This window comes from Cohnella massiliensis, assembly GCF_900169535.1.
Lineage (GTDB): Bacteria > Bacillota > Bacilli > Paenibacillales > Paenibacillaceae > Cohnella > Cohnella algarum.
Genome location: NZ_LT821242.1, coordinates 88,003 through 108,892, shown reverse-complemented (window position 1 = coordinate 108,892; position 20,890 = coordinate 88,003). Strand labels below are relative to the sequence as shown.

Sequence of the window (20,890 nt, the reverse complement as noted above, 5' to 3'; positions counted from 1 at the left end):
GTGACAGAATCCGCAGGCGAACCGGGGACAGGAGGACACAGATGAGAAAAGGCCAAACGCATCCTTCAGCCATTCTCTCAAAAAGGATGCTTGCGCAAGGGCTTGTCGAACTTTTGCGAGAAGAAGAATATAAAGAGATCACGGTTACCCGATTATGCGAACGTGCGCAAATTGCCAGAAGAACGTTTTATCGCAACTTTGAAACCATTGAGGATGTTCTGTCCTTTTCTATCGCCGGCATGATGGAGGAGTTCGTAAAAGAGATGCAGGCACACGTTCATGATGATTTCAAAACCGTCGTCACGGCCTATTTTACATTTTGGGAAAAGCATGCTTGGTTGCTGTTATTGCTGAGCAAAAATCAATTGATCCATATCGTTTTTACTCTGTATATTCATTACCTGCATCAGTTTTCGAATGTCTTGTGGCTGAACGATCAAGCAGCTGCTCCAGATGAAGAGGAATTCGCCGTTAGACTCGCCTATACATCCGGAGGGTTGTGGAGCGTGCTGACGTATTGGATTTCTTCCGGTTGCCGGCAGAGTCCGGGGGAGCTTGCCGGGATTATTGGGGGGGATGCCACATCTTAATTCTCCCACTGTTACTTACAGCCGCAGTTTATTTATTTCTTATCAATTGGAGTTATCCCAGTTAGAAAAGGAGATCTTAATTCATTTTGCTTATATTTAATACTATATTCTGAACCCTCAACCAAAAAAGGCCACACAATTTCTGGAACCTTTATTTGTACAACTCTGTTGTCTTCGGATCTGATTTTAATAATATGATTTTTAGGCGTCTCAATTTTTTCCTCTAGAAGTCCGGTGATAAAGTCCGCGTAAGCAGGCTTTTATCACGGTTTTGTCGAATTAATATCGTAACACGACTATCGAAAGAGTGATTAGGTATGAAAGCCCGCAAGTCATCGGCTATCCAGCCTCAGATGTTCCAATTCGTGGATATGGATGAACTCGTGCCGAAAAAGCACATCCTGCGCCAACTGAACGAAGCGCTTGATTTTTCCATCGTTCATGATTGGGTGGCGCCTCTATATACGGAACGTACCGGCCGCCCGGCGGCTGACCCGGAGCGGATGGTTCGACTGATGCTGCTTTCGTATTTGTTCAACCATTCCGAACGGGAATTGTATCAACTGTTGCCCATGCATGCGGGCTATTTGTGGTTTTGCGGACTGGATTTCGAATCCGTCGTGCGCCCGGACTCATCGCGGCCGTCCCTGCCGGATCGGACGACCTTGGTGAAGACCCGGAAATTGTGGCGAACGCACGGTGTTTTTGAGAAGCTGATGAAACATGTCGTCGATCAGTGCATCGCCGCGGGACTGGTCCAACCCGATGTGCATGTCGGCGTCGACGGCACCCAGGTACGGGCCAACGCATCCATTCACAGCTTGAAAGAAATCACCCTGGCCCCGGTGGAGTCGATTGAAGACTATTTGGCTCGCATGGCCCGGCAAGATGAAGAGACCGGTGGTGTCGCCCATGATTCCGATGATGACCGACAGCCGCCCGCACCGCCCGCGCAAAAAGAGCGGCTGCTGGAAGACGAAGCGACGCATGAAGATTTTCATGGCAAAACTTTCTCGACCAAGACCCACCGCAGCGTAACGGATCCGGATGCCCGCTTGTACAAAAAGAGCAACGGTCAGGAAGCGCATTTGCGGTATTTGGTGCATGATGTGACGGATATCAAATCCGGCGTCATTCTGTCTACGCAAGCGAGCATCGCGTCCGGAACGGCTGAGCGTGAAACGAGCTTGCGGCAGCTCTTCGCGATCCGTTTTGCCCATCCGCAAATCCGGATTCGGACGCTTTCTGCCGATAAAGCCTACGGTACGACAGATTATCTGCAAGCGTTGTTCGAGCAAGGGATTGTTCCCCTGGTTTCGCTTCGCAACCTGACACTGGAAGATGTACCTGCTTGGAAACGTCAAACGAACGATCCGGAGAAACAACGCAAACGGCTGGCCAAAATCCGGGAAATCCAAATTCGAAACAAAGCCAAACGAATTCAGCTTATGGGTTCTTACCGTCATCTGCAAAAGTTGCGGACGCGGTGCGAGCATGTGTTTGCCGAAAGCAAAGTCGCGCATGGCCTGGGCCGCGCACGGAGCCGTGGATTGGACTGCATGCAAGAGCAGGCGGTGCTCACGGCCATCGTTCAAAATCTGAAAAGACTGTGCCGGTTTAAGAAAAAGCGACCACAAACCGGTGTTTTGGCATGTCCAAAACCGAAATCCGTGATGATGGAGGCAGTGTCGGACCTGCTCATTTCGGCGCTGGTTGGGTTGTTTTCCTCTTTTTTTATGCCGAAGAGACGGTTACAACTGACCTAAATCACCGGACTTCTAGAGTTGCAATAATAATTGTACTTGTGAGTAAATATCGATAATACACAAATACTATAACCAATAAAATCAACAACAACGTCAACACAAGCTTGAAGATTTTCACACTTCACCTCCTTCATTTTCACAAAAGAACATTTCAATAATTTTAATGGCATATTTATGATTTTATCATATTTTTTCTTAGAACATTAATTAGTCATAATTCAAGTTGCTGTTACTACTCTCTGAGCCTTAAGCCGCCGTACCATCGGGTTTATGGGCTTCCGGGGCCGGAGGAGTCGGACATCAACACGATGCACCGGTATCGGGACGCAATCGTGTACGAAGACGGAAACCGGGGAGAGCTGGAGCGCAGCATGTTCGGGGCTTACGTGCTGTTCCCGTATCACGACGAGGAGAAGTTCCGCGAGCACAAATTCTACAAAAGCATCGAGCTGGTGAACGTCGGGGCGTTTCCTTTTTCGCCGAATTCGACGAAGCTGATGGAAGCGTTCCTGGATGAAATCATCATGACAGTCCCGAGAAAGCTTACGAGCGATCCACTCGTCCTCGGGGAACCCCTGAGTATTACCGGAACAAGTTCGAGGGGAAAAACATGCTCGTCGGTTCCCTGAGAAACGCATCGCAATTGGAGGATGCGCTTCGGTTCAGGTTTTATCACGTGCCGTTTGCGAATATTTCGGATCATAAACGATTAACACAGTTAGAATATGTGGCGCTTTATCAAGGCAAGGGATTTACAGGCTGCTCTATACGTCGAAGTACATCTTCGACCGGGCCGCGGAGATCGCGGAGCTTCGGCTCGAGACGGAGGAGGACATCAAGCAATGGCGCGAGCAGCGGCGAATCGGACGCGTAGCCGTCGAGCTGGATCATGAACAGGTGGATTTGGCGAGCGGCGTAGTGGGGATTCGGTTGGTGCGGGATGATAGGGGAACCTGACATAAGAGAGCATCCGATTATATGATCTATATGTTATAATTAGATTAATAAACGAGTATAAGGGCTAATAAGAATGCACGAGTGCAATTAGAACAGATTGTTTATTGCTTGAATCGTTTAGAAGAGAAGGGGACACGCGCAGGTGAAAAGTTCACCAAACGGATCTCAGGTGATATCTGGGAGCTTCGGCCAGGATATAATCGGATTTTATTCATGGGATGGAACGGAAACCACTTTGTACTGTTGCACCAGTTTATCAAAACAACACAAAAGACGCCACCAAGAGAGATTGCAATAGCTGAAAAGAGAATGCAAAGCTGGTTGTCAAGAAAACAAAAGGAGTGATTCCAGAATGAAGAGCTGGAGCGAGAAAAAAAAAGAATTGAAATCCATCGATCCCGTAAGGATGAATGAGCTCGAAGCTGTGGCACAATTGGTGAATGCTATTCATCAAAGACGCGTAGAGTTAGGATGGACGCAAAAGGAATTAGCCGATAAAGTGGGTTTGCATCAAGAATCCATCGCTCGTATCGAAAACGGGGGAGTCGTGCCTCGGCTAGACACCGTGTTAAAAATAGCGATCGCATTGGGCATGAAGCTAACTTTGCACGGTACGGAGGAAGCTGCGGCTGCAAGCATCGGCTAAAGGCTAAAGAATATTGAGTCACTAAATAAGAAATTTTAGTATTCGGCGATCGGGGTCTGTCAATAATTTTGTGTAAACTCTTTTATAGGCATCTCTCCGAAGGGGAGATTAGCCTCCTCAAGGTAAGTGCTGGCCGATCCGGTCCGGAAAGAAGACGGAGAGCTGCAGGAGCATCTGTCCCCAGTTTTGAACACGACCGGTCCATTTGCGGGTGACGTCCATCGTGACTAAGTACAGCATCTTCAGTAGCGCCTCGTCGCTTGGGAAGATGCTTTTCCCTTTGGTGACTTTTCGCAATTGGCGATGATAGCTCTCAATCATGTTCGTCGTGTAGATGAGCTTACGAAGCTCAGGCGGATACTTGAAGAAGGTGGCGAGTTCGTCCCAATTGCTGCGCCATGAGCGGACAATAAGGGGATACTTGGCGCCCCACGTCTCCTCAAAGCGGTCGAGTTCCAGCAGAGCCATTTCCTCCGTAGCAGCCTTGTAGATGGGCTTCAGATCGGCCGTCACCTTCTTCAGATCCTTGTAGGAGACGTAGCGCGTGGAGTTGCGGATCTGGTGGATGATGCACTTCTGAATCTCCGTCTTCGGATAACAGGCAGAGATCGCCTGGGAGAAGCCCGTGAGGTTGTCGACACAGGTGATAAGGATGTCCTGAACGCCGCGATTCTTAAGATCGTTCAAGACGCTCAGCCAGAACTTCGCGGACTCGTTCTCGCCGATCCACATGCCCAGCACGTCCTTGTTGCCGTCCATGTCGATCCCAATGACCATGTAGGCAGCTTTGTTCACGATCGCCCCGTCTTGCTTCACCTTGAAGTGGATGGCGTCCAGGAAGACGACCGCGTATACGCCCTGCAACGGCCGATTCTGCCACTCTTTGATGAGCGGAATGATCTTATTCGTGACATTGGAAATAAAGGTTGGCGAGACCTCCAAACCATAGAGATTCTGCAGATGGTCCTGGATCTCCCGCGTGCTGACGCCTTTGGCGTACAGGGCGACGATCTGATCCTCGATCCCCGTCACGTTGGACTGATGCTTCTTCACCACGAGCGGCTCGAACTCGCCCAGGCGATCCCGTGGCACGGCAATCTCCTGGTCGCCGTACTCGCTAGTGACGATTTTCTTGCTCTTACCGTTGCGACTGTTCTTCGTCTGCTTGTTCTGCACGTCATGCTTGCTATAGCCCAGGTGCGTATCCATTTCGGCCTCTAGCATTTCTTGCAGCGTTTCGGCAAACAGGTCCTTTAGCGCATTCTGCGCATCCTGTGCGGTGACCAGATTATTCTCCTTGATGAAACTCCGCAGCTGCTCTTTCGTCCATAATCCCATGTGTGCTCCCCAACCTCTCCATGATTTCATTTTAGTAGGTTTGAGAGTTTACACAAAGTATTTTACAGACTCGGCGATCGTCACCGACCCAGCCATTCTCCCTGTAGTTCTTTCCCCTCCTCTGTCCTCTGTCTCCTTCCGTCTGCGCCCTTCGCGTTGCCACTACGAATGGTATAGAAATCTCAAAAAGCGTACGTTTTATCCTGACGAGCAGGCCCTTGCGCGCTCCGTAACCTTTTTTCCAAAACGTGTCATTTCCCTGCCCTATAATCATTAGTTCATAATCGCCGCGGGATGCGGGAGATGTGAACTAATGATTGTTTCGGAACCGCTTTCACGGCTGATATTCTGGAAATGCAGTTCATTCTTGTCATAAATAGGGGGAGGTGAACGGAGAAACTTCGCAGCAGCATTTTTGTAAGCGGTCTCAAAGGTTTCCGCACTACAATTACGCTCGGGAGGGAAAACTGATGAAGAAAAGAGTGGCAAACGGATCCGGCATTTTATTGGCGTGTTCTCTTGTAATCGCTTTAATCGCAGGCAACTGGGGGGCAAGCGCGGTCGTGCATGCTGCCAATCTGGCGATCACCGACAGCGGAGGCTGGAACGAAACGGCCTATGTGGAATGGTCGCCCGTAAGCAACGCGGAGGGCTACAATGTATATGTTAAGCCCGCAGGCGCCGCAGACTCCCAATATCGACAACTCGATGACGAATTGATCCGAAAATACCCTTCCTATTGGAGAGCCGATGCCGTAGGCCTTGCCGCCGGAAATTATGTGATGAAGGTTGAAGCTCTCCTGCCTGGAGGCTCAACGGCAAGCGCCGTTTCCGACACGCTGTCCGTAGCGGCCTATGACAGATCCGGATTCGCTTTTTCGGCAGATTCCCCCTATGGCACGGGTTCAGGCGCATACCAGGATAACGGAACGCTTAAGAACGGAGCTCAAGTTCTTTATATCACAGCCGACACGGCGCAAACCGTAACGCTTGACGTGAAAATCAATAGCTCGGGAAGTACGCAAACAGGCGTCGGTCTTGGCGAAATTTTGGAACTCAGGCAAAAGGGCTACGACACAACGCCGCTCGCCATCCGACTGATCGGGAAAATTACGGACGACGACATGAACGGGCAGTTGAATAGCAGCGGATATCTTCAAATCAAAGGCAAAAACAATTATTCGGAAATGAACATAACGATCGAAGGAATCGGCGAAGACGCTTATGCTTACGGTTGGGGACTGCTTCTCCGATATGTCGGCAATGTGGAAGTAAGAAACCTGGGCTTGATGTTATTCCCCGACGATGGCATCTCCATGGATACCGGCAATGTGAACGTTTGGGTGCATCACAACGATCTTTTCTATGGAACCGCCGGAGGAGATGCGGACCAAGCGAAAGGCGACGGCTCCACGGATCTTAAAAAAGGATCGACTTTCATTACTATATCTTACAACCACTACTGGGACTCCGGGAAAGCTTCTCTCGTCGGCTTGAGCGAATCGTCGGAGTTTTTTGTGACCTTCCATCATAACTGGTTCGATCATTCGGACTCGCGTCATCCGCGCATCCGGTTGGCTTCCGTTCATATTTACAATAACTTTTTTGACGGCATCTCCAAATACGGCGTCGGCGTGACGACGGGAGGTTCGGCCTTTGTAGAATCGAATGATTTCCGACATGCCCCGAATCCAATGATGAGTTCCTTGCAAGGTACGGATGCTTTGGGGGACGGGACGTTCTCGGGCGAAGACGGAGGCATGATTAAAGCATTCAACAATATCATTACGGATGCCGAAAGCCTGATTTATGCCAATTCCAATGCGGGAACGGCTCCGGCTCATGCGACCTCGTTCGATGCTTACCTGGCTTCGTCGAGAAATGAAACCGTGCCAAGCTCTTACAAAACCCTGGTGGGCGGAACAGCCTATAACAATTTCGACACGAGCGGCATCGATACGGGAGTAGACGTGTCCGATATTGATCCTGTAAGCGATGTCAAGCAAATCGTGACGGCGGAAGCCGGGCGGCTGAATAACGGAGACTTCGCATGGGAATTCAACGATTCGGTCGATGACGCCTCGTCTGCGGTGAATGCGGCACTGATGGCTAAAATCAAGAGCTACGCCACGCAACTCGTGTCCGTAGGAGGAAATTCGACGGACCCGACAGACCCGACGGAATCCCCGAATCCGACGGAGAGTCCTGAGCCGACGCCCACTTCGACTCCGCCGGCCGGACAATACGTCCATAACTTTACGACGGACGGAACGGCAAGCGACTTTTTCGATATTCAAGGAAGTCTTTCCACAACGAAGGGCACGGTGGTCTATAACGGACTCACCCTGACGCAATGTTTGAAAATCGAGAGCTCGACCCGCATTGAGTTTACGACGGCCCAGGCTTCGACCTTAACCTTGGTGTTCAATTCGGCGGACGGAACCAAAATCAAGATCGACGGAACTAGTTACCCGATGACGAACGGCATCGTCAGCGTACCTCTCGCGCCGGGCGCGCATACCCTTACAAAAGACAATGTGGCAAATCTGTTTTACATGGAATTGGCATACGCTTGACAGCAACAGGAAGCCCTGATATCGTTTAGGCTAACAACATAAAGGCCATGTACCTTCGGGTTCAACCTCGCTGAAAAGGGGGTTGGACCCTTTTTTGCATTCCAAAAAACCGGAGGAGGATTCATAGGATGAAAAAAGAGGAACTGTTGCTTCAGCGGCTGGACGAAATCGGCAAATCCCTTGAGCGGGAAGGAGGAGCTCTGGCTTTGTTGGGACTTGGGTCCGTCGGCGTCGAAAGAGAGCGATTGGATGAGCATTCGGATCTGGATTTCTTCATCATCGTAGAGCCCGGACAGAAGAACAGATTTATCGACCGTTTGGACTGGCTGGAAGAAGTTCGCCCCTTGGCCTACTCTTTCAAGAATACGAGCGTCGGTTGCAAAATTCTGTTCGAGGACGGCATTTACGGGGAATACGCGGTGTTCGAGGAATGGGAGCTGGAGAATAGTTCTTACGCCGAAGGCCGAGTCGTTTGGAAGGCTCCTTCGTACGCGAATACGGGAATAGCAAAATCATCCCGGAATATGCCTAGCATCAGAAACGATTCCCTTGATCATCCCCTGAATGAAGCGCTGACCAATCTATATGTGGGACTTTGCCGTTATGCCAGGGGAGAGAAGCTGTCCGCGACGAGATTCGTTCAAGGGTATGCCGTGGACAGCATCCTTTCCGTGCTGCACCTGCTGGAGGAAGAGGCGGACGGCTTTCCCGACCCCTTCGGCAATGACAGGCGCCTGGAAAGACGATACCCCCGTTTTGCGGCCATTGCAGGAAGCATGATACAGGGATACGATCGTGTCCCCGAATCGGCGCTTTGCATTTTGAGTTACCTGGAAGAAGTGTATCCCGTCAACCGCAGGCTGAGCGAAGAAATACGGCGATTGGCCGACAGGATCGGTAGATGAAATGACGAAAGGTGCGCCTCCACGGAAGGAAATATAGCCTGTTTGACGGTCACGGCTATTCGGGTGTTATAATTTGACGAAGACTGTGACGGTCACGGGAGGCGCTCATCGTGAAATTGATTCGGAATCCGTGGAAGCGGGTCGCGCTTAATCGGCTTATTTTATCCTTCATCTGCATTCTATTGCCGCTGTATACGTTGGCGGTCGTCATCTATAACTGGGGAATCCGAACGCTGCAGACGGAAATCTCCGGTTCGATGACTTCGCAAGTGTCCCATTATGGAACGCGGTTTCGAGCAACGAGCTGCTGGATATACGAAATTACGAGTACGGAAATCGTCGATAAAGACGATACTTCGGTCATTCGTTCGATGGGCGAGGAAGTTCTCGTCGTCACCGCGTGCTATCCCTTCGACACCCCCTCGGACCGATGCCGGTCTGAGGGGGCTTTTTTAGTGCGCCACGCATGACGCGCAGCTAGGCGGTGAAAGTCCGCTATGGGGGCTGGCAGTTGCCAACCATTAGCCAAGAGCAAGGGTGTCCATCGCGAGGTGGAATCTGAAGGAAGCTGGAGGCAAAGTCCCGACCCGAGGAACACGAATCGCATCAGGCATCCAAAGTGGGACGAGTCTGCTAAACAAGACAAAATCCAATAAACTGCACGGACACGAGGATGTAAATACGGCGGGTACATGGGATGAAAGCGACGCGTCTTACCGTGGGAGGTCTCACGGACGCATGAAGCAGATGAGCGAGATGCGGTTGAAACAAGATTTATCGTGAGAAGTCAGCAGAGACCATATTAGTAACGCGACAAGCGTTATGAAGGGTTGAACCTAAGGAGGTGTTAGTCAATGAAAGTTACCAAAGTCGGGACAAAAGAAAGCAGAATACCTTGCTGTAGCAAGGGCTGCCCGCAAAGAGATAGTGCGGAACACGAAGGGTATGCGGGAGCGCTTACCGACAAGCGGATAACTGAAAACAACAACACCAACACCAACAGCCGAGGGGACAAGCTACTAGAGCAAATCTTGAGCCGGGAGAATCTGAACAATGCCTACAAGCAAGTGAAGAGGAACAAAGGCGCACACGGCGTCGATGGGATGGAAGTAGAGGAATTGCTACAATATCTCAAAGACAACGGAGATGAACTCGTAAAGCTTGTTCTGGACGGAAAATATCGTCCAAATCCGGTCCGCAGGGTGGAGATCCCCAAGGACAACGGGAAGATGCGAACGCTGGGCATACCGACCGCAGTGGACAGAATGCTGCAGCAAGCCGTGGCACAGGTGCTACAACCCATCTTCGAACCCCAATTTGCTGAAACCAGCTATGGATTCAGACCCAAGAGAAGCGCGCACGATGCCTTAAGGAAATGTAAGGCCTACGCAAACGAAGGATACACCTATGTCGTAGACATGGATTTGGAGAAATTCTTCGACACAGTCAATCAAGCGAAGATGATCGAACTGCTGTCCAGAACGATTAAAGACGGCAGAGTCGTATCGCTGATCCACAAATATCTGGCGGCAGGCGCGATCAACAAGGGGAAATTCGAGGAGACAGAGCTGGGACTTGTACAGGGCGGCAATATTAGTCCCCTGTGCAGTAACATCATGCTGAACGAGTTGGACCGCGAACTGGAGCGCAGAAGAATCAAGTTCGTCAGATATGCGGACGATATGCTCCTTTTCGCAAGGACGAAAAGGTCAGCGGCGCGGATGCTGGAACACATTCTGCCATTCATCGAAGGAAAATTGCGACTTCGGGTGAACCTAGAGAAGACAGTGGTGGCCTACATCGGAAAGATCAAATTTCTGGGCTACGGATTCTATCCGTCCAAGGACGGAATTAAATTACGTACCCACGCCAAGAGCATCAGCAAAATGAAAGCGAGAATAAAAGAGCTCACGGCAAGAAGCAAAGGGTTTGGATATGACGAGCTGAAATTAAAGCTGAAACAATTCATAACGGGATGGTTGAATTACTTCAAACTCGCGGATATGAAGAGCCTGCTTAAGGTAACCGATCAATGGCTCAGAAGAAGAATACGCATGTACATTTGGAAACGTTGGAAACGCGTACGAACCCGATATGCCATGCTACGTAAACTCGGAAACGACCACAACACCGCCTTCAAGTTCGCGAGTACAAGAAAAGGCTATTGGCGAACAGCCAAAAGCCCAATCCTGCACACGACTGTAACCGACATACTTCTGGAGAAAGCCGGTTACACAACCTTCTCAGCGTATTTCAAGTCTGTTCGAATGTAAACTTAGGAACCGCCGTATACCGAACGGTACGTACGGTGGTGTGGGAGGTCGGCTACTCAACTAATGAGTAGCCTCCTACCCGATTCCAAAATTTTGGCCCGCCTAAAACGTGATCGTGGCTCTCCAGGACCCTCCGCCTCGGGTACATAAATAAGTCCCCGTAACCGTACGGCCATCCGCGGCAATGGTGCCGGTGTAGTTGCAGTCGTTTCCGTCGCTGCTGTTCCGGCGCAAAACCTGGACGTTGCTGTCGAAAATGTTGATCGTCAGTACGGCCGTAATATCCTGCGCCCCGGGCATCGTCCACCTGGCATCGAAAATGTTGCTGTTTCCCAGCCTGCGCCATACCCCGGTCCAGCCGTCTTCTTGTTCGCGCCATTCAACCCAATTGTTGCTGGCCGATCGGAAAGCCGAACGCTCTGTCGGGAAGCTCGGATCGGGGATATCCATAGGACTCGTAACCGGGCGGACGGTAATCGTACGAATACATGGGTCATCTTCTCCTTATTGGATCTATCCGAAATAGGTTATGTTTGGGTTTGAGCCCAAGGTGCCCGCGATTTTACAAACGGGAAACCGATTTATGATCCTGCAGACGCCGAAAAAACCGGCGCTTGGACCGCGGCCCGGATCCCGCTTATTTTCGCCTCGGATCCGGATATCGATCGGCTTCTTTATCGCCTGCAGTTTCGGGGCGAAAGGAGCCGGCTTTATTTCATAGAAGGCAGGACGAGCGGGGCCCGCGGAAGTACGGCTATTGCCGCTAGGATAATATCAACTTTATACCCATTAATCTACTAAAGTAATTTGGATTGCCGGCGTGCTATACTCCAAGTGCACCCAATTATACTAACATAGGGGAAAGGATGAAAAATTTTTAATGAAAAAAATAGTTGCCGCCTCCTCCCTCGCCCTGACGGTTCTCTTCTCTTCCGCCGCGGCCTTTGCGTTGCCGGCGCAGACGGCTTCCGCGCAGGAAATCTATGCGACGAACGGGCACCGCACCGTAAGCATCGCCAAGTCTTACATCGGCAAGGTCTCCTACAAGTTCGGCGTACGGAATCCTTCGAGCCTGGTTTTCGATTGCTCATCCTTCACCCAATACGTGTTCAAGAAAAACGGCATGAGCATTCCGTGGGGCTCCAAGGCGCAAGCAAGATGGGGGCTTCCGGTTGCCAGCAAGGCGCATCTTGCCATCGGGGATCTGGTCATGTTCAGCGTGAATACGCCGGGTCAAATCAACCATGTCGGAATCTACATAGGAAACGGGCAATTCATCCACAATTCGCCCAGCAAAGGCGTCGGCATCTCCAGCTTGAATACCGGTTATTGGAGCAGCCGATATATTACGGCGCGCCACTATTGATGACGATTTTCGCCGACGTGCGAATGCGGAAATAGGGTAGTCGGTCGATCCCTGGTAAAATACGCCGCACCGCGTGCCGGAAGCTGCGCGCGGTGCGATTGGCGGGAAGGCGGGGAAACCGCTAGCTAAAGTGGATTTTATCCAACGAGCAACGAAGAATTAAGGACGATGGTCCGAAAAGGCCTCGCCTGATTGGACAAAAATCAACGAAGCTTCGTTAAACCCCAAGAAGTCCGCTAAGAAGCCCGTCAAGAAGCTCACCTAGCACCCAACAAGCGTACCAACAAGCAACCCCAACAAGCTAGAAGCCCTCGTCCGCCGGATGCTCCGCAAGGCCCCTGGTTCCGGGAAGCGGTTTAAAACCCGATCTTCAAACTCGCCTCGCCCACGCCGACGCCCTCCGACCTCGAAATCGGCAGCTTCTGCTCCTCCGTGAAGCCAATGTTTCTCCGTCCTTCAATGTTTCGTCCTGCTCCACGACATAGCCGACAATATCCGTCAGACCGGCAATATCCATCAGGGACGATATGATTTTCTGGAAATGGAACAACCGGGAGATCAAAAAAGGGAGCAAATTGGTGATCCGCGCCGACCAGGACGCGATTTTCATCCAAAACGGCAAAATCGAGGGAATTTTCAAGGACGAAGGCACCTATTCGATCGAGTCGGACATCGTTCCGTTTCTGTCGACCCTGAGAGGGTTCAAGTTCGGTTTTAACAGCGGCATGCCGATTCGCGCCAACGGCACGTTCAATTTCAAGGTCAACGACTACGTGACGTTCATCGACAAAATCGCCGGCATCAAGGAAAGTTACCTCGTGGGAGAGATGAAAATCCTGATCACGTCCGCGCTCGACCAGCTGCTTATGAAGTGGATAAGCAAGGAAGGCAAGGATATGTTCAATTTGCAGGCGAACGCCGCCGATATCGCCCGAGGCATCCGGGAAGACCTGGACATGCAGGTCATGGACAAAGGGATGGCGATTACGGGCTTCCAGGTGATGAGCTTCAGCTACCCGAAAGAAATTCAGGAGATGATCACGAAGGCGGCTTCCCACGAAATGATCGGGAATTTGTCCAGGTACCAGCAGGTAAGCATGACGGACGGCATCGCTTCGGTTCGCGTGCGGGGCGGAGGCGCCGCCGCGGATATGGCGGGCATGGCGATGGGGATGAACATGGCGGGCGAAATGCTGAAAAATATGCAGGGCACCCCGGCCGTTCCTCCTCCGAATGCCCGGCCGGCGGCCGAAAAGGCTGCGGCTTCCGCCGCTCCCTCCTCCGATGGAGCCGCAAGGCCCAATTTCTGCCCGAACTGCGGCGCGAAAAACGAAGGGTCAAACTTTTGTCCGAATTGCGGGCAATCGCTGAGAGGATGATTCGCTAGAGTCGAATCTTCTTCGTCGAGGCTCAAAAATAGGTTTTCGGACAAGTATAAATGGCTCTTCCGAAAGGCAGTCCCCCTCCATAACATAGGATAGATTTTTATTCAATGTGTGGAGGGATTCATTTGATGGCCTTAACTCCAAGTCCGCTTTTCCGTCAGTTCGCGGCGATCCTCCAGGCGCAGCCGCAGGTCATCAACGGCGTTTGCACCGCTTCCGCGGTTCGCAACAATATCAAGGCGACGATTCTGGGCAAGAAAACCCGTTCGTTTTTGGCGATTCCGCAAGCTTTTTCCTTTGAAAGCGTCGGGAGAGACGGGCGGGCGCTTTGCCTGGGCGAAACCGTCATTTTGACGGAGGAAATCAATCCCTTCATTTCGCGGCAGCTCGGCGGTATCGATCGACGCCTTGACGCATTGTCTCTCCGGAGCGATCAAGAATTGGATTGCGGAGCATCCGGATGCGGAGACTGCGATGAACGAGGCCGAGGAGGCTTTGCTTGTCCTGCTGAAAGGTTTTCGAAGCCGGCCGTAAGACCTTTTCCGAAGCCGCCCTCCATCGGGACATTGGCCGAAAGAACGGGCCTTGGAGGATAAAAAGAGAAGCCTTTCCGCATCATAACCGGGATGCCAAAATCCCATGCAAGCAAGGAGATATGCGTAAAATGAAGCTGGCTGCCCATGAACTTCACGATTTGAACGAGCTGACGATGAGCTGCGTGAATTCCATTACGAACATGGCCTATATGATCGACCATATTACGGATCCGGAGCTGAAAAAAATCGTCGAAAGGCACTTTCCTCTTCACGTGCGCGACTACAATATGAAGGTGGAGTTTCTGAATGAGGCGACGGGGGCCAAAACGGAGCTTCCTCTTCTGAAGGAAAACGGCACGCTCGGCGAGTTCACGACTTCGGCTTTCAATCAGTACCCGCCCGTTCAGCCGAGAATTTCCGTGCAAAATTTCGACGACCGCGAGATGGCAACCGCCTATTTGTTGACGCTCAAACGCGCCGGACGCGAATACGCTTGGGCTGCGATGGAGATGGCGAATCCGGAAATTCGGTCTTTTTGCCAAACGGCGTTCATGATGAGCTGCTCCCACGCCTACGACGTTTGGCAGTACATGGTTCAAAAAGGGTTTTATCCGTTGGAGCCGGCGAACCCTGCCGCGATTCAGAAGATCGGGGCGATGTACCGGGTCGTACCCGAGGAACAAGAACGAATCCAGCAATTTGCGGCTCAGTATCCGAATCCGACGGCGGGAGCCAGCGACCAGCTTTACCAGTAATTCGAAATCGCGAGCGGCACCAGTTCCGTTGCGCCTTTCCGGTTAATCGGCTAAGGCGCTTCTTTGCGTTGGGGGAAGAGCCGCGAAACAGCCAAATGGAACAAAAAATGGACAACATTGCATCCGATCGAGGAGTTATAATGAAAGCGATTAACATTAGCGTAAGCTGCGGAGGAGATTTCACTCATGAGCGGGAAAAGCAATCGCATCGGCCTGATCGGCTGCGGCAACATCAGCGCGATTTATTTAAAAAATTTGACGGCGTCAAAGGACGTGCAGGTCGTGGCCTGCGCGGATATCGACGTGGAGCGGGCCAAAGCGCGCGCGCAAGAATTCGGCGTGCCGAAGGCCTATAGCGTCGATGAGCTGCTCGCCGATCCCGACATCGATATCGTCGTCAATCTGACGATTCCGGCGTCCCATGCGGAGGTGAGCCGGCGCGCGCTGGAAGCGGGCAAGCACGTCTACCTCGAGAAGCCGCTCGCCGTCGAGCTGGAAGACGGCCGCAGCGTCGTGGCGCTCGCGGAATCCAAAGGGCTGCGCATCGCGTGCGCGCCGGAGACGTTCCTCGGCGGCGGCATCCAGACGTGCCGCAAACTGCTGGACGAAGGCGCGATCGGCCTTCCGGTTTCGGCCACCGGCTTCATGATGGGGGGCGGGCCCGAAGCGTGGCACCCGGATCCGGAGTTTTTCTACAAAAAGGGCGGCGGGCCTCTGTTCGACATGGGGCCGTATTATTTGACCGCGTTCATCTACCTGCTCGGCGGCATTCGCCGGGTGACGGCTTCCGCCACGATCCCGGTGCCGGAGCGCGTCATCAAGAGCCAGCCAAAGGCGGGCGCCCGCATCGTCGTCGAGACGCCGACGCATATTTCGGGCGTGCTCGATTTCGCGTCGGGCGCGGTCGGCACGCTGATCACGAGCTTCAACGTGAACGGCGGCTCGAATTTGGCGAACACGATCGAAATCCACGGGACCGAAGGCACGCTGAAGGCGCCGGACCCGAACACGTTCGGCGGTCCCGTCCTGCTCCGCAAGCCGGGCGGGGATTGGGAAGAGGTTCCGCTCGCGTTCGGCTACGCGGACAATATGCGAGGCATCGGGGTCATCGACATGGCCCGGGCGATCGCGGAAGGCCGACCGCACCGGGCGACGGGCCGGATGGCGCTGCACGTGCTGGAAGCGATGCACGGGCTGCTCGAAGCGTCGGCGACCGAGCGCCACGTGGCGCTGGAGCCGCTGGCCGAGCGTCCGGCGATGATGCCGGTGGGCGGGTTTTAATCGATTTAGTTTTTCACCATGTTAATGTACATGAGGAATCATTGCGGATACAATCGGGGTGTCGCAACAGAATAGGCTTGCAAGGGCGGTCGGCTAGTCTCCCGGAAGGGAGGTGATGCCATAGAGGTATAGGAGACCCTGACGCTGATGATTTCGTTTGCGTCGCTGGTCGTTCTCATCCGTGCAAGGAGTCGTGTTAGCAGCACGGCTCCTTTCCATATTATGTGTGATTGCCCTCATTTTTTATGGTTTGCCAAGAGACGCAAGCGTTCCGGGAATACGCATCGCCGATCCTGCTCCGTCCGTGAATACGGGCAATCGAAGAGAAACGCCCCTGTTTTGCGCATGATACAATGACGATATCAAGCGAAGAGGAGGGTGCCAAGGGATGCTAACGTTGAATCAAGCGCCGGTCGTGAAGGCGGAAATGCTGATCCGCAGACCGCGCGCATGCGGAAGTCCCCTTCCGCGTGCGCGGTACATTTGTTCATCGTCCCCTCACGTCGAGCTGCGGACGACCAGTTTTGCGGGCAGCAGCACTTTTCGGGGGAGATGAGGAACCCCGTTGATGCGCTCCAGCAGCAGATCCGCGGCGACCATGCCAATCTCCCTCGTCGGGACGTCGATCGTGGACAGCGGGGGACTGGCGTATTTCGACATTTCGATGTTGGACAGGCCGATGACGGCCACATCGTCGGGGACGGCGATGCCCTTGTCGTACAACCCGCTTAGAGCCGCCATCGCCATCAAGTCACTTGCCGCGAAGAAGGCGGTCGGATACGGCTTCGATTCGATCAGCCGCTGAACGCGTTCGATGCAAACCGCCTCGTCCCACATGCAGTCGATGACCCAATCCGGGTTCACCTCCAATCCGGCGGCATGCATTGTGGCATAATAGCCCCGGTAGCGCTGGCTGAGCTTGATATCCCCGCTGATTCCGCTGCCGCCGATGAAGCCGATTCGCGTATGCCCCCTTTCGATCAAATGCTCGACCGCCATGGAAGCGACATGGTGATGGTCGTAGCCCACGTTGTCGATATCCCACCGTTGGGTGTCGATCCCGACGATGTAGGGAACTTGCTTGCGCATATATTCATACGTTTCCGCGTTCAATGTCTCCATCAAAATAAGGCCCGTAACCGATTCGCTGAAGGTGTTGAACAGAATCTTCTTGTCGTTCAATTCGTGACCCGTGCGAATGAAGGCCACGTCATAGCCCTCCCCGATCAGTCGTTCTTCCGCTCCCGACAAGATGGACATGAAGTACGGATCGTTGTATTTATCCTTCGTTACGCTCAAGACGCATCCGATCCGGATGTTCGTTCTGGCGGCCGGAATATCCGCCGCGGATCCGCTGCGCTTTGCGTTCGAGCTGATTTTGTAATTCAGGCGGGTGACGGCCTCCCACACTTTGGCGCGGGTCTCGTCGGTAATTTTGTAGGTGGAGTCGTTGTTCAACACTCTGGACACGGTCGCGGTCGACACGTTGGCCAAATTCGCGACATCCCTGATTGTACTCATGGGTATGGAATCTCCTTTTCCGAAACGCACGGCTCTATTTTGAGTTTATTGTATCATGCCTTTCCGTGTTTACGAAACAAAAACCGGTTATAATTGCGCAAATCGTTTCCTCACATGTTACGTAACGTTTACGCAATACATCATCACAATTTTCGCATAAATGCAATAAACTTTTTCAATTTTAACGGAAAAAATTAATGAAAACTACACAAAACGAACAAATTTCTTAAAAAAACGCTTGCATGATCAGCCTCTCATGCTATAATTACGCCATAAGGTTTACTAAACAAACGTAACAAATAACGTAACAAAATAGTGGTTTACCTGTTGCTTCGAGGGGAGGGGCGCACGGTTCATGAGAAAGCAAAAGACGGTATATCCTTCGATTCTCGACGAGTGGTTTCCCAATCCGGGCATCGGATTTACGGCCGCGCCCGGGCTGATGGGCGATCCGGACGAGGTCTATGATCCGGGTGGGGAGAAGGTTGAGAAATACCGGTTTACCGATGACAGCAAAACCTGCAATCACCCGGACAGCAGGGTGTCTTTCTTCAGCGTCCGTTGGAGGGATTTGGAGCCCGCGAAAGGCGAATACCGCTGGGAGCGCATCGAAGAGAAGCTCGACGCGGCGAAATCCGCCGGCTGCTCGGCCATCGTCCGCTGTTCCCCGTACGCGTTGAACGAAGAAGACGATATTCCGGATTGGTTTCGGGCGGATTTCCCGGACGAGCCCGATTTTCCGTTTTGGAGGATCGATCCGAATTCGACGCCTTACGCGGAGCACTGGTCCGATTTCATTCGGGCTTTCGCGGCCCGGTTCGACGGACACCCCGTCATCAGCTCCGTCGATTTGACGATCGTCGGGGCGTGGGGCGAAGGCGGGGGAACCGAATTCATGGCGCCGGACGCGATCAGACGGATCGTGAACGCGTACCTGGACGGGTTCAAGCTTACGCCGGTGCAATCGCTGCTGCACGACCCGGCGTCGAGCGCCATCATTCGGGAACGGAAAGCGAGCGTCGGCTTCCGCGTCGATTGCCTGGGGGATATGGGCGGTTTTCATGGGAAAAGATGGTCGCACATGACGGACTTTTACCCGCAAAATATTCAAAACTTCCGGATGGGGGACGCCTGGGAGAAGGCGCCGGTCGTCTTCGAAGCCTGCTGGCATATGCACGACTGGTACCGGCAGGGCTGGGATATCGATTATATCCTCGACGAGTCGTTGAAATGGCATATCTCTTCCTTTCATAGCAAGGGGACGATCGTGCCGCAGCCCTGGAAAGAAAACGTCGAGCGCTGGCTCAAGAAGATGGGCTACCGGTTCGAACTGAGAAAATTCACGTTCGATGCCGAAGTCAAGGCGGGCGGGGAGCTGCGCGTTGCCGGTCTTTGGGCGAATGTGGGGGTGGCTCCGATCTACAATCGGTACCCGCTGGTCGTCCGATTGGCCGGGAAGGACCGGACGCTTGCCTTCCGGGCCCGGGAGGATATCCGGGAATGGCTGCCGGACCGCGATATTTGGTGGGAAGAAAGCTTTGTCCTTCCCGAGGATCTGGCGGAAGGCGAATACCGTCTGGAAATCGGAATCGAAACCGGAGTGCCGGAAATCGGAAATCTCAATCTTGCGATCGAAGGAAATGCGGACGGCTACTACCCGATGGGAACGTTGATTCTGGAAAGGGGATAAAAAGAGTGATGGTGGCCCGCTTGGACTTTCAGACGTGCCTGGCCTATTGCCGATTCGATTTTTTGCCGGAAGGGCTGGAGGAGAAGTACGAGGCATACGTGCCGAATCAAGACGCGGCGCTGATTCCGCGAAGCTTTTTGACCGACCTGTTCGCGCGTTACGAGGTGCCCGAAACGGTCCGGCAAACGCTGCTGCGAGGCATCGAAGCGATCGAAGGCGACGGCACGCTGTTTCATTTTACCAAGTTTCTGGTCGACGTCCTTTGTTCCGCCCGCTGGCGGTGCGACGAAGCGTTCTACACGAATATGACGCCGGGCTGCATGACGCATTCCCGGGAGCTCTACTCCTTTCTCCTGCTCCTCGCCTGCGTCGTTCCTTCCAAGAACTTTCTGGCCGACCGCGGCGTTCCCGAGGCGCATTACGAGGAGATTGCGACTCAATTCCTGAAGCCGCAGCTCGACAAGCTCGCCGAACGCGGGGATGCCGCAGTTGACGATTTTCAATGGAAGATGAATTTTTACACTTGTTCCATTTTTCTTCACGACCGCTTCTATTTTATTGTTCACCGTTTTCAGGATGAATTTACGATGTTCCGCCATGTCCGGACGGGGAAAGTCGCGGCGCTGAGGCATGCGGGCGAGACGTTTCGCGGCGACGGGCAAAAGGACGGGGTGAACGGCATCTCGGATGCGGCCGGCCGCTTCGTCACGGAATGGAGCGAAACGAACGAAACCGTTCGGGCGAACCGGATCAACCCGATGGGCTTCGTCGAGCGGGAGCCGGTCGTTCTCGCGAAGTCGGAGTGGGAGCCCGTGCTGCGCAAAGGGGATATGCTGCTGGCGCTCCACATTCCGTCCGGGCCCGGGTATACGCCCGAACGGCTGAAGGCCTCGATGCGGATGGCCCTCGATTTTTATGCGCGATATTTCCCCGAGCTGCCGATCAGGGGCTTCTGGAGCGAAAGCTGGCTGTACGACCCGGCGTTGTCGCTGCTGCTCGACCCGGAGAAGAGCAATATCGTGCAGGTGCAAAGGCAAATGTACGTTTATCCGGTATCCGAGGGAGACCGCATGCTTCGCCTCGAATTGTTCGGAGACCGGAACGCCGACCCGCTGACCGCTCCCGCGCGAACGTCGCTGCAGAAGGCGGCTGCGGAGTATATGCGAAAGGGCGGCCGCTTTCATACGTCCGGCATGATCGTGCTGAAGGAAGATGTCGATCGCATCGGAAGCAGGCCTTATGTCGAGGCGGAGGAGATCGAGAAATTCCGGGAAGCGGCCCTCGGCCGTCTGGCGGGGAGGTAAC

At 53.1% G+C, this 20,890-nt stretch carries 19 protein-coding genes; 16 read left to right on the top strand and 3 right to left on the bottom strand.

Features of this window, described 5'->3' with window-relative positions; all coding sequences use genetic code 11:
• Positions 1 to 41: 41 nt before the first annotated feature.
• The 5 genes from B7E11_RS00925 (at position 42) to B7E11_RS00905 (ending at position 3,959) form a co-directional block, all read left to right on the top strand.
• Positions 42 to 590: a TetR/AcrR family transcriptional regulator gene (locus B7E11_RS00925; protein WP_080831779.1), complete on the top strand. Its 549-nt coding sequence runs from the start codon at positions 42 to 44 to the stop codon at positions 588 to 590.
• Positions 591 to 907: 317 nt separating this feature from the next.
• Positions 908 to 2,356, top strand: a complete 1,449-nt coding sequence (locus B7E11_RS00920) for a transposase (protein ID WP_080831778.1) — start codon at positions 908 to 910, stop codon at positions 2,354 to 2,356.
• Between the two features lie 308 nt (positions 2,357 to 2,664).
• The gene (locus B7E11_RS30015; protein WP_240353222.1) at positions 2,665 to 2,985 is read left to right on the top strand and encodes a nuclease domain-containing protein; all 321 of its coding nucleotides are present in this window, start codon (positions 2,665 to 2,667) and stop codon (positions 2,983 to 2,985) included.
• A 409-nt stretch (positions 2,986 to 3,394) separates the two neighbouring features.
• Positions 3,395 to 3,658 (top strand): type II toxin-antitoxin system RelE/ParE family toxin, encoded by a 264-nt coding sequence (locus tag B7E11_RS00910; RefSeq protein ID WP_176220558.1) that lies wholly within the window; start codon positions 3,395 to 3,397, stop codon positions 3,656 to 3,658.
• A 7-nt stretch (positions 3,659 to 3,665) separates the two neighbouring features.
• A complete protein-coding gene (locus B7E11_RS00905) occupies positions 3,666 to 3,959 on the top strand; it encodes a helix-turn-helix transcriptional regulator (protein WP_080831776.1) in 294 nt (97 codons plus the stop codon).
• 117 nt (positions 3,960 to 4,076) lie between these two features.
• On the opposite strand, the gene B7E11_RS00900 is transcribed toward B7E11_RS00905, so the two are convergent.
• Positions 4,077 to 5,297 carry an IS256 family transposase gene (locus B7E11_RS00900; RefSeq protein WP_080831775.1) on the bottom strand — a complete coding sequence of 407 codons (1,221 nt, stop codon included), beginning with the start codon at positions 5,295 to 5,297 and terminating at the stop codon, positions 4,077 to 4,079.
• A gap of 470 nt (positions 5,298 to 5,767) precedes the next feature.
• On the opposite strand from B7E11_RS00900, the gene B7E11_RS00895 reads away from it, so the two are divergent.
• The 4 genes from B7E11_RS00895 to ltrA all read left to right on the top strand — a co-directional run bounded on the left by B7E11_RS00895 (position 5,768) and on the right by ltrA (position 11,051).
• Positions 5,768 to 7,873, top strand: a complete 2,106-nt coding sequence (locus B7E11_RS00895; protein ID WP_080831774.1) for a pectate lyase family protein — start codon at positions 5,768 to 5,770, stop codon at positions 7,871 to 7,873.
• Positions 7,874 to 8,001: 128 nt separating this feature from the next.
• On the top strand, positions 8,002 to 8,778 hold the full coding sequence (locus tag B7E11_RS00890) for a hypothetical protein (protein WP_080831773.1): 777 nt from the start codon (positions 8,002 to 8,004) through the stop codon (positions 8,776 to 8,778).
• Positions 8,779 to 8,888: 110 nt separating this feature from the next.
• Entirely contained in the window at positions 8,889 to 9,248 is a 360-nt protein-coding gene (locus tag B7E11_RS29300) for a sortase family protein (RefSeq protein ID WP_080831772.1), read from the top strand.
• A gap of 384 nt (positions 9,249 to 9,632) precedes the next feature.
• Positions 9,633 to 11,051: a group II intron reverse transcriptase/maturase gene (gene ltrA / locus B7E11_RS00875; protein ID WP_080831771.1), complete on the top strand. Its 1,419-nt coding sequence runs from the start codon at positions 9,633 to 9,635 to the stop codon at positions 11,049 to 11,051.
• A 102-nt stretch (positions 11,052 to 11,153) separates the two neighbouring features.
• On the opposite strand, the gene B7E11_RS00870 is transcribed toward ltrA, so the two are convergent.
• Positions 11,154 to 11,501 carry a hypothetical protein gene (locus B7E11_RS00870; protein ID WP_080831770.1) on the bottom strand — a complete coding sequence of 116 codons (348 nt, stop codon included), beginning with the start codon at positions 11,499 to 11,501 and terminating at the stop codon, positions 11,154 to 11,156.
• Between the two features lie 430 nt (positions 11,502 to 11,931).
• On the opposite strand from B7E11_RS00870, the gene B7E11_RS00865 reads away from it, so the two are divergent.
• From B7E11_RS00865 to B7E11_RS00845, 5 genes are all read left to right on the top strand, one after another.
• Positions 11,932 to 12,417, top strand: coding sequence for a C40 family peptidase (locus B7E11_RS00865; RefSeq protein ID WP_080831769.1), 486 nt, complete (start codon positions 11,932 to 11,934; stop codon positions 12,415 to 12,417).
• Positions 12,418 to 12,944: 527 nt separating this feature from the next.
• Positions 12,945 to 13,796, top strand: a complete 852-nt coding sequence (locus B7E11_RS00860) for an SPFH domain-containing protein (protein WP_080831768.1) — start codon at positions 12,945 to 12,947, stop codon at positions 13,794 to 13,796.
• A gap of 113 nt (positions 13,797 to 13,909) precedes the next feature.
• Positions 13,910 to 14,398 carry a DUF1259 domain-containing protein gene (locus tag B7E11_RS30010; protein ID WP_342744433.1) on the top strand — a complete coding sequence of 163 codons (489 nt, stop codon included), beginning with the start codon at positions 13,910 to 13,912 and terminating at the stop codon, positions 14,396 to 14,398.
• A gap of 68 nt (positions 14,399 to 14,466) precedes the next feature.
• Positions 14,467 to 15,093 carry a spore coat protein gene (locus tag B7E11_RS00850; protein WP_080831767.1) on the top strand — a complete coding sequence of 209 codons (627 nt, stop codon included), beginning with the start codon at positions 14,467 to 14,469 and terminating at the stop codon, positions 15,091 to 15,093.
• Positions 15,094 to 15,279: 186 nt separating this feature from the next.
• On the top strand, positions 15,280 to 16,374 hold the full coding sequence (locus B7E11_RS00845) for a Gfo/Idh/MocA family protein (RefSeq protein ID WP_080831766.1): 1,095 nt from the start codon (positions 15,280 to 15,282) through the stop codon (positions 16,372 to 16,374).
• 498 nt (positions 16,375 to 16,872) lie between these two features.
• Here the strand turns inward: B7E11_RS00845 and B7E11_RS00840 are convergent, their stop codons facing one another.
• Complete coding sequence (locus B7E11_RS00840) at positions 16,873 to 17,895, bottom strand: LacI family DNA-binding transcriptional regulator (protein ID WP_080831765.1); 1,023 nt, start codon at positions 17,893 to 17,895, stop codon at positions 16,873 to 16,875.
• A 355-nt stretch (positions 17,896 to 18,250) separates the two neighbouring features.
• Here B7E11_RS00840 and B7E11_RS00835 point away from each other — a divergent pair, with 355 nt between their 5' ends.
• Both B7E11_RS00835 and B7E11_RS00830 read left to right on the top strand, forming a co-directional pair.
• Positions 18,251 to 19,585, top strand: a complete 1,335-nt coding sequence (locus tag B7E11_RS00835) for a DUF4832 domain-containing protein (RefSeq protein ID WP_080831764.1) — start codon at positions 18,251 to 18,253, stop codon at positions 19,583 to 19,585.
• An 8-nt stretch (positions 19,586 to 19,593) separates the two neighbouring features.
• Positions 19,594 to 20,889 (top strand): acyltransferase domain-containing protein, encoded by a 1,296-nt coding sequence (locus tag B7E11_RS00830; RefSeq protein WP_080831763.1) that lies wholly within the window; start codon positions 19,594 to 19,596, stop codon positions 20,887 to 20,889.
• Position 20,890 lies beyond the last annotated feature (1 nt).

Bases quoted from the DNA above. Each gene is read 5' to 3' on its own strand.
- B7E11_RS30010 (WP_342744433.1), top strand. From the start codon at position 13,910: ATGTGTGGAGGGATTCATTTGATGGCCTTAACTCCAAGTCCGCTTTTC.
- B7E11_RS00890 (WP_080831773.1), top strand. From the start codon at position 8,002: ATGAAAAAAGAGGAACTGTTGCTTCAGCGGCTGGACGAAATCGGCAAA.
- B7E11_RS00900 (WP_080831775.1), bottom strand. From the start codon at position 5,297: ATGGGATTATGGACGAAAGAGCAGCTGCGGAGTTTCATCAAGGAGAAT.
- B7E11_RS00840 (WP_080831765.1), bottom strand. From the start codon at position 17,895: ATGAGTACAATCAGGGATGTCGCGAATTTGGCCAACGTGTCGACCGCG.
- B7E11_RS00860 (WP_080831768.1), top strand. From the start codon at position 12,945: ATGATTTTCTGGAAATGGAACAACCGGGAGATCAAAAAAGGGAGCAAA.
- B7E11_RS00895 (WP_080831774.1), top strand. From the start codon at position 5,768: ATGAAGAAAAGAGTGGCAAACGGATCCGGCATTTTATTGGCGTGTTCT.
- B7E11_RS00835 (WP_080831764.1), top strand. From the start codon at position 18,251: ATGAGAAAGCAAAAGACGGTATATCCTTCGATTCTCGACGAGTGGTTT.
- B7E11_RS00870 (WP_080831770.1), bottom strand. From the start codon at position 11,501: ATGGATATCCCCGATCCGAGCTTCCCGACAGAGCGTTCGGCTTTCCGA.
- B7E11_RS00850 (WP_080831767.1), top strand. From the start codon at position 14,467: ATGAAGCTGGCTGCCCATGAACTTCACGATTTGAACGAGCTGACGATG.
- B7E11_RS00845 (WP_080831766.1), top strand. From the start codon at position 15,280: ATGAGCGGGAAAAGCAATCGCATCGGCCTGATCGGCTGCGGCAACATC.
- B7E11_RS00830 (WP_080831763.1), top strand. From the start codon at position 19,594: ATGGTGGCCCGCTTGGACTTTCAGACGTGCCTGGCCTATTGCCGATTC.
- B7E11_RS00925 (WP_080831779.1), top strand. From the start codon at position 42: ATGAGAAAAGGCCAAACGCATCCTTCAGCCATTCTCTCAAAAAGGATG.
- B7E11_RS30015 (WP_240353222.1), top strand. From the start codon at position 2,665: ATGCACCGGTATCGGGACGCAATCGTGTACGAAGACGGAAACCGGGGA.
- B7E11_RS00865 (WP_080831769.1), top strand. From the start codon at position 11,932: ATGAAAAAAATAGTTGCCGCCTCCTCCCTCGCCCTGACGGTTCTCTTC.
- B7E11_RS00920 (WP_080831778.1), top strand. From the start codon at position 908: ATGAAAGCCCGCAAGTCATCGGCTATCCAGCCTCAGATGTTCCAATTC.
- ltrA (WP_080831771.1), top strand. From the start codon at position 9,633: ATGAAAGTTACCAAAGTCGGGACAAAAGAAAGCAGAATACCTTGCTGT.
- B7E11_RS00905 (WP_080831776.1), top strand. From the start codon at position 3,666: ATGAAGAGCTGGAGCGAGAAAAAAAAAGAATTGAAATCCATCGATCCC.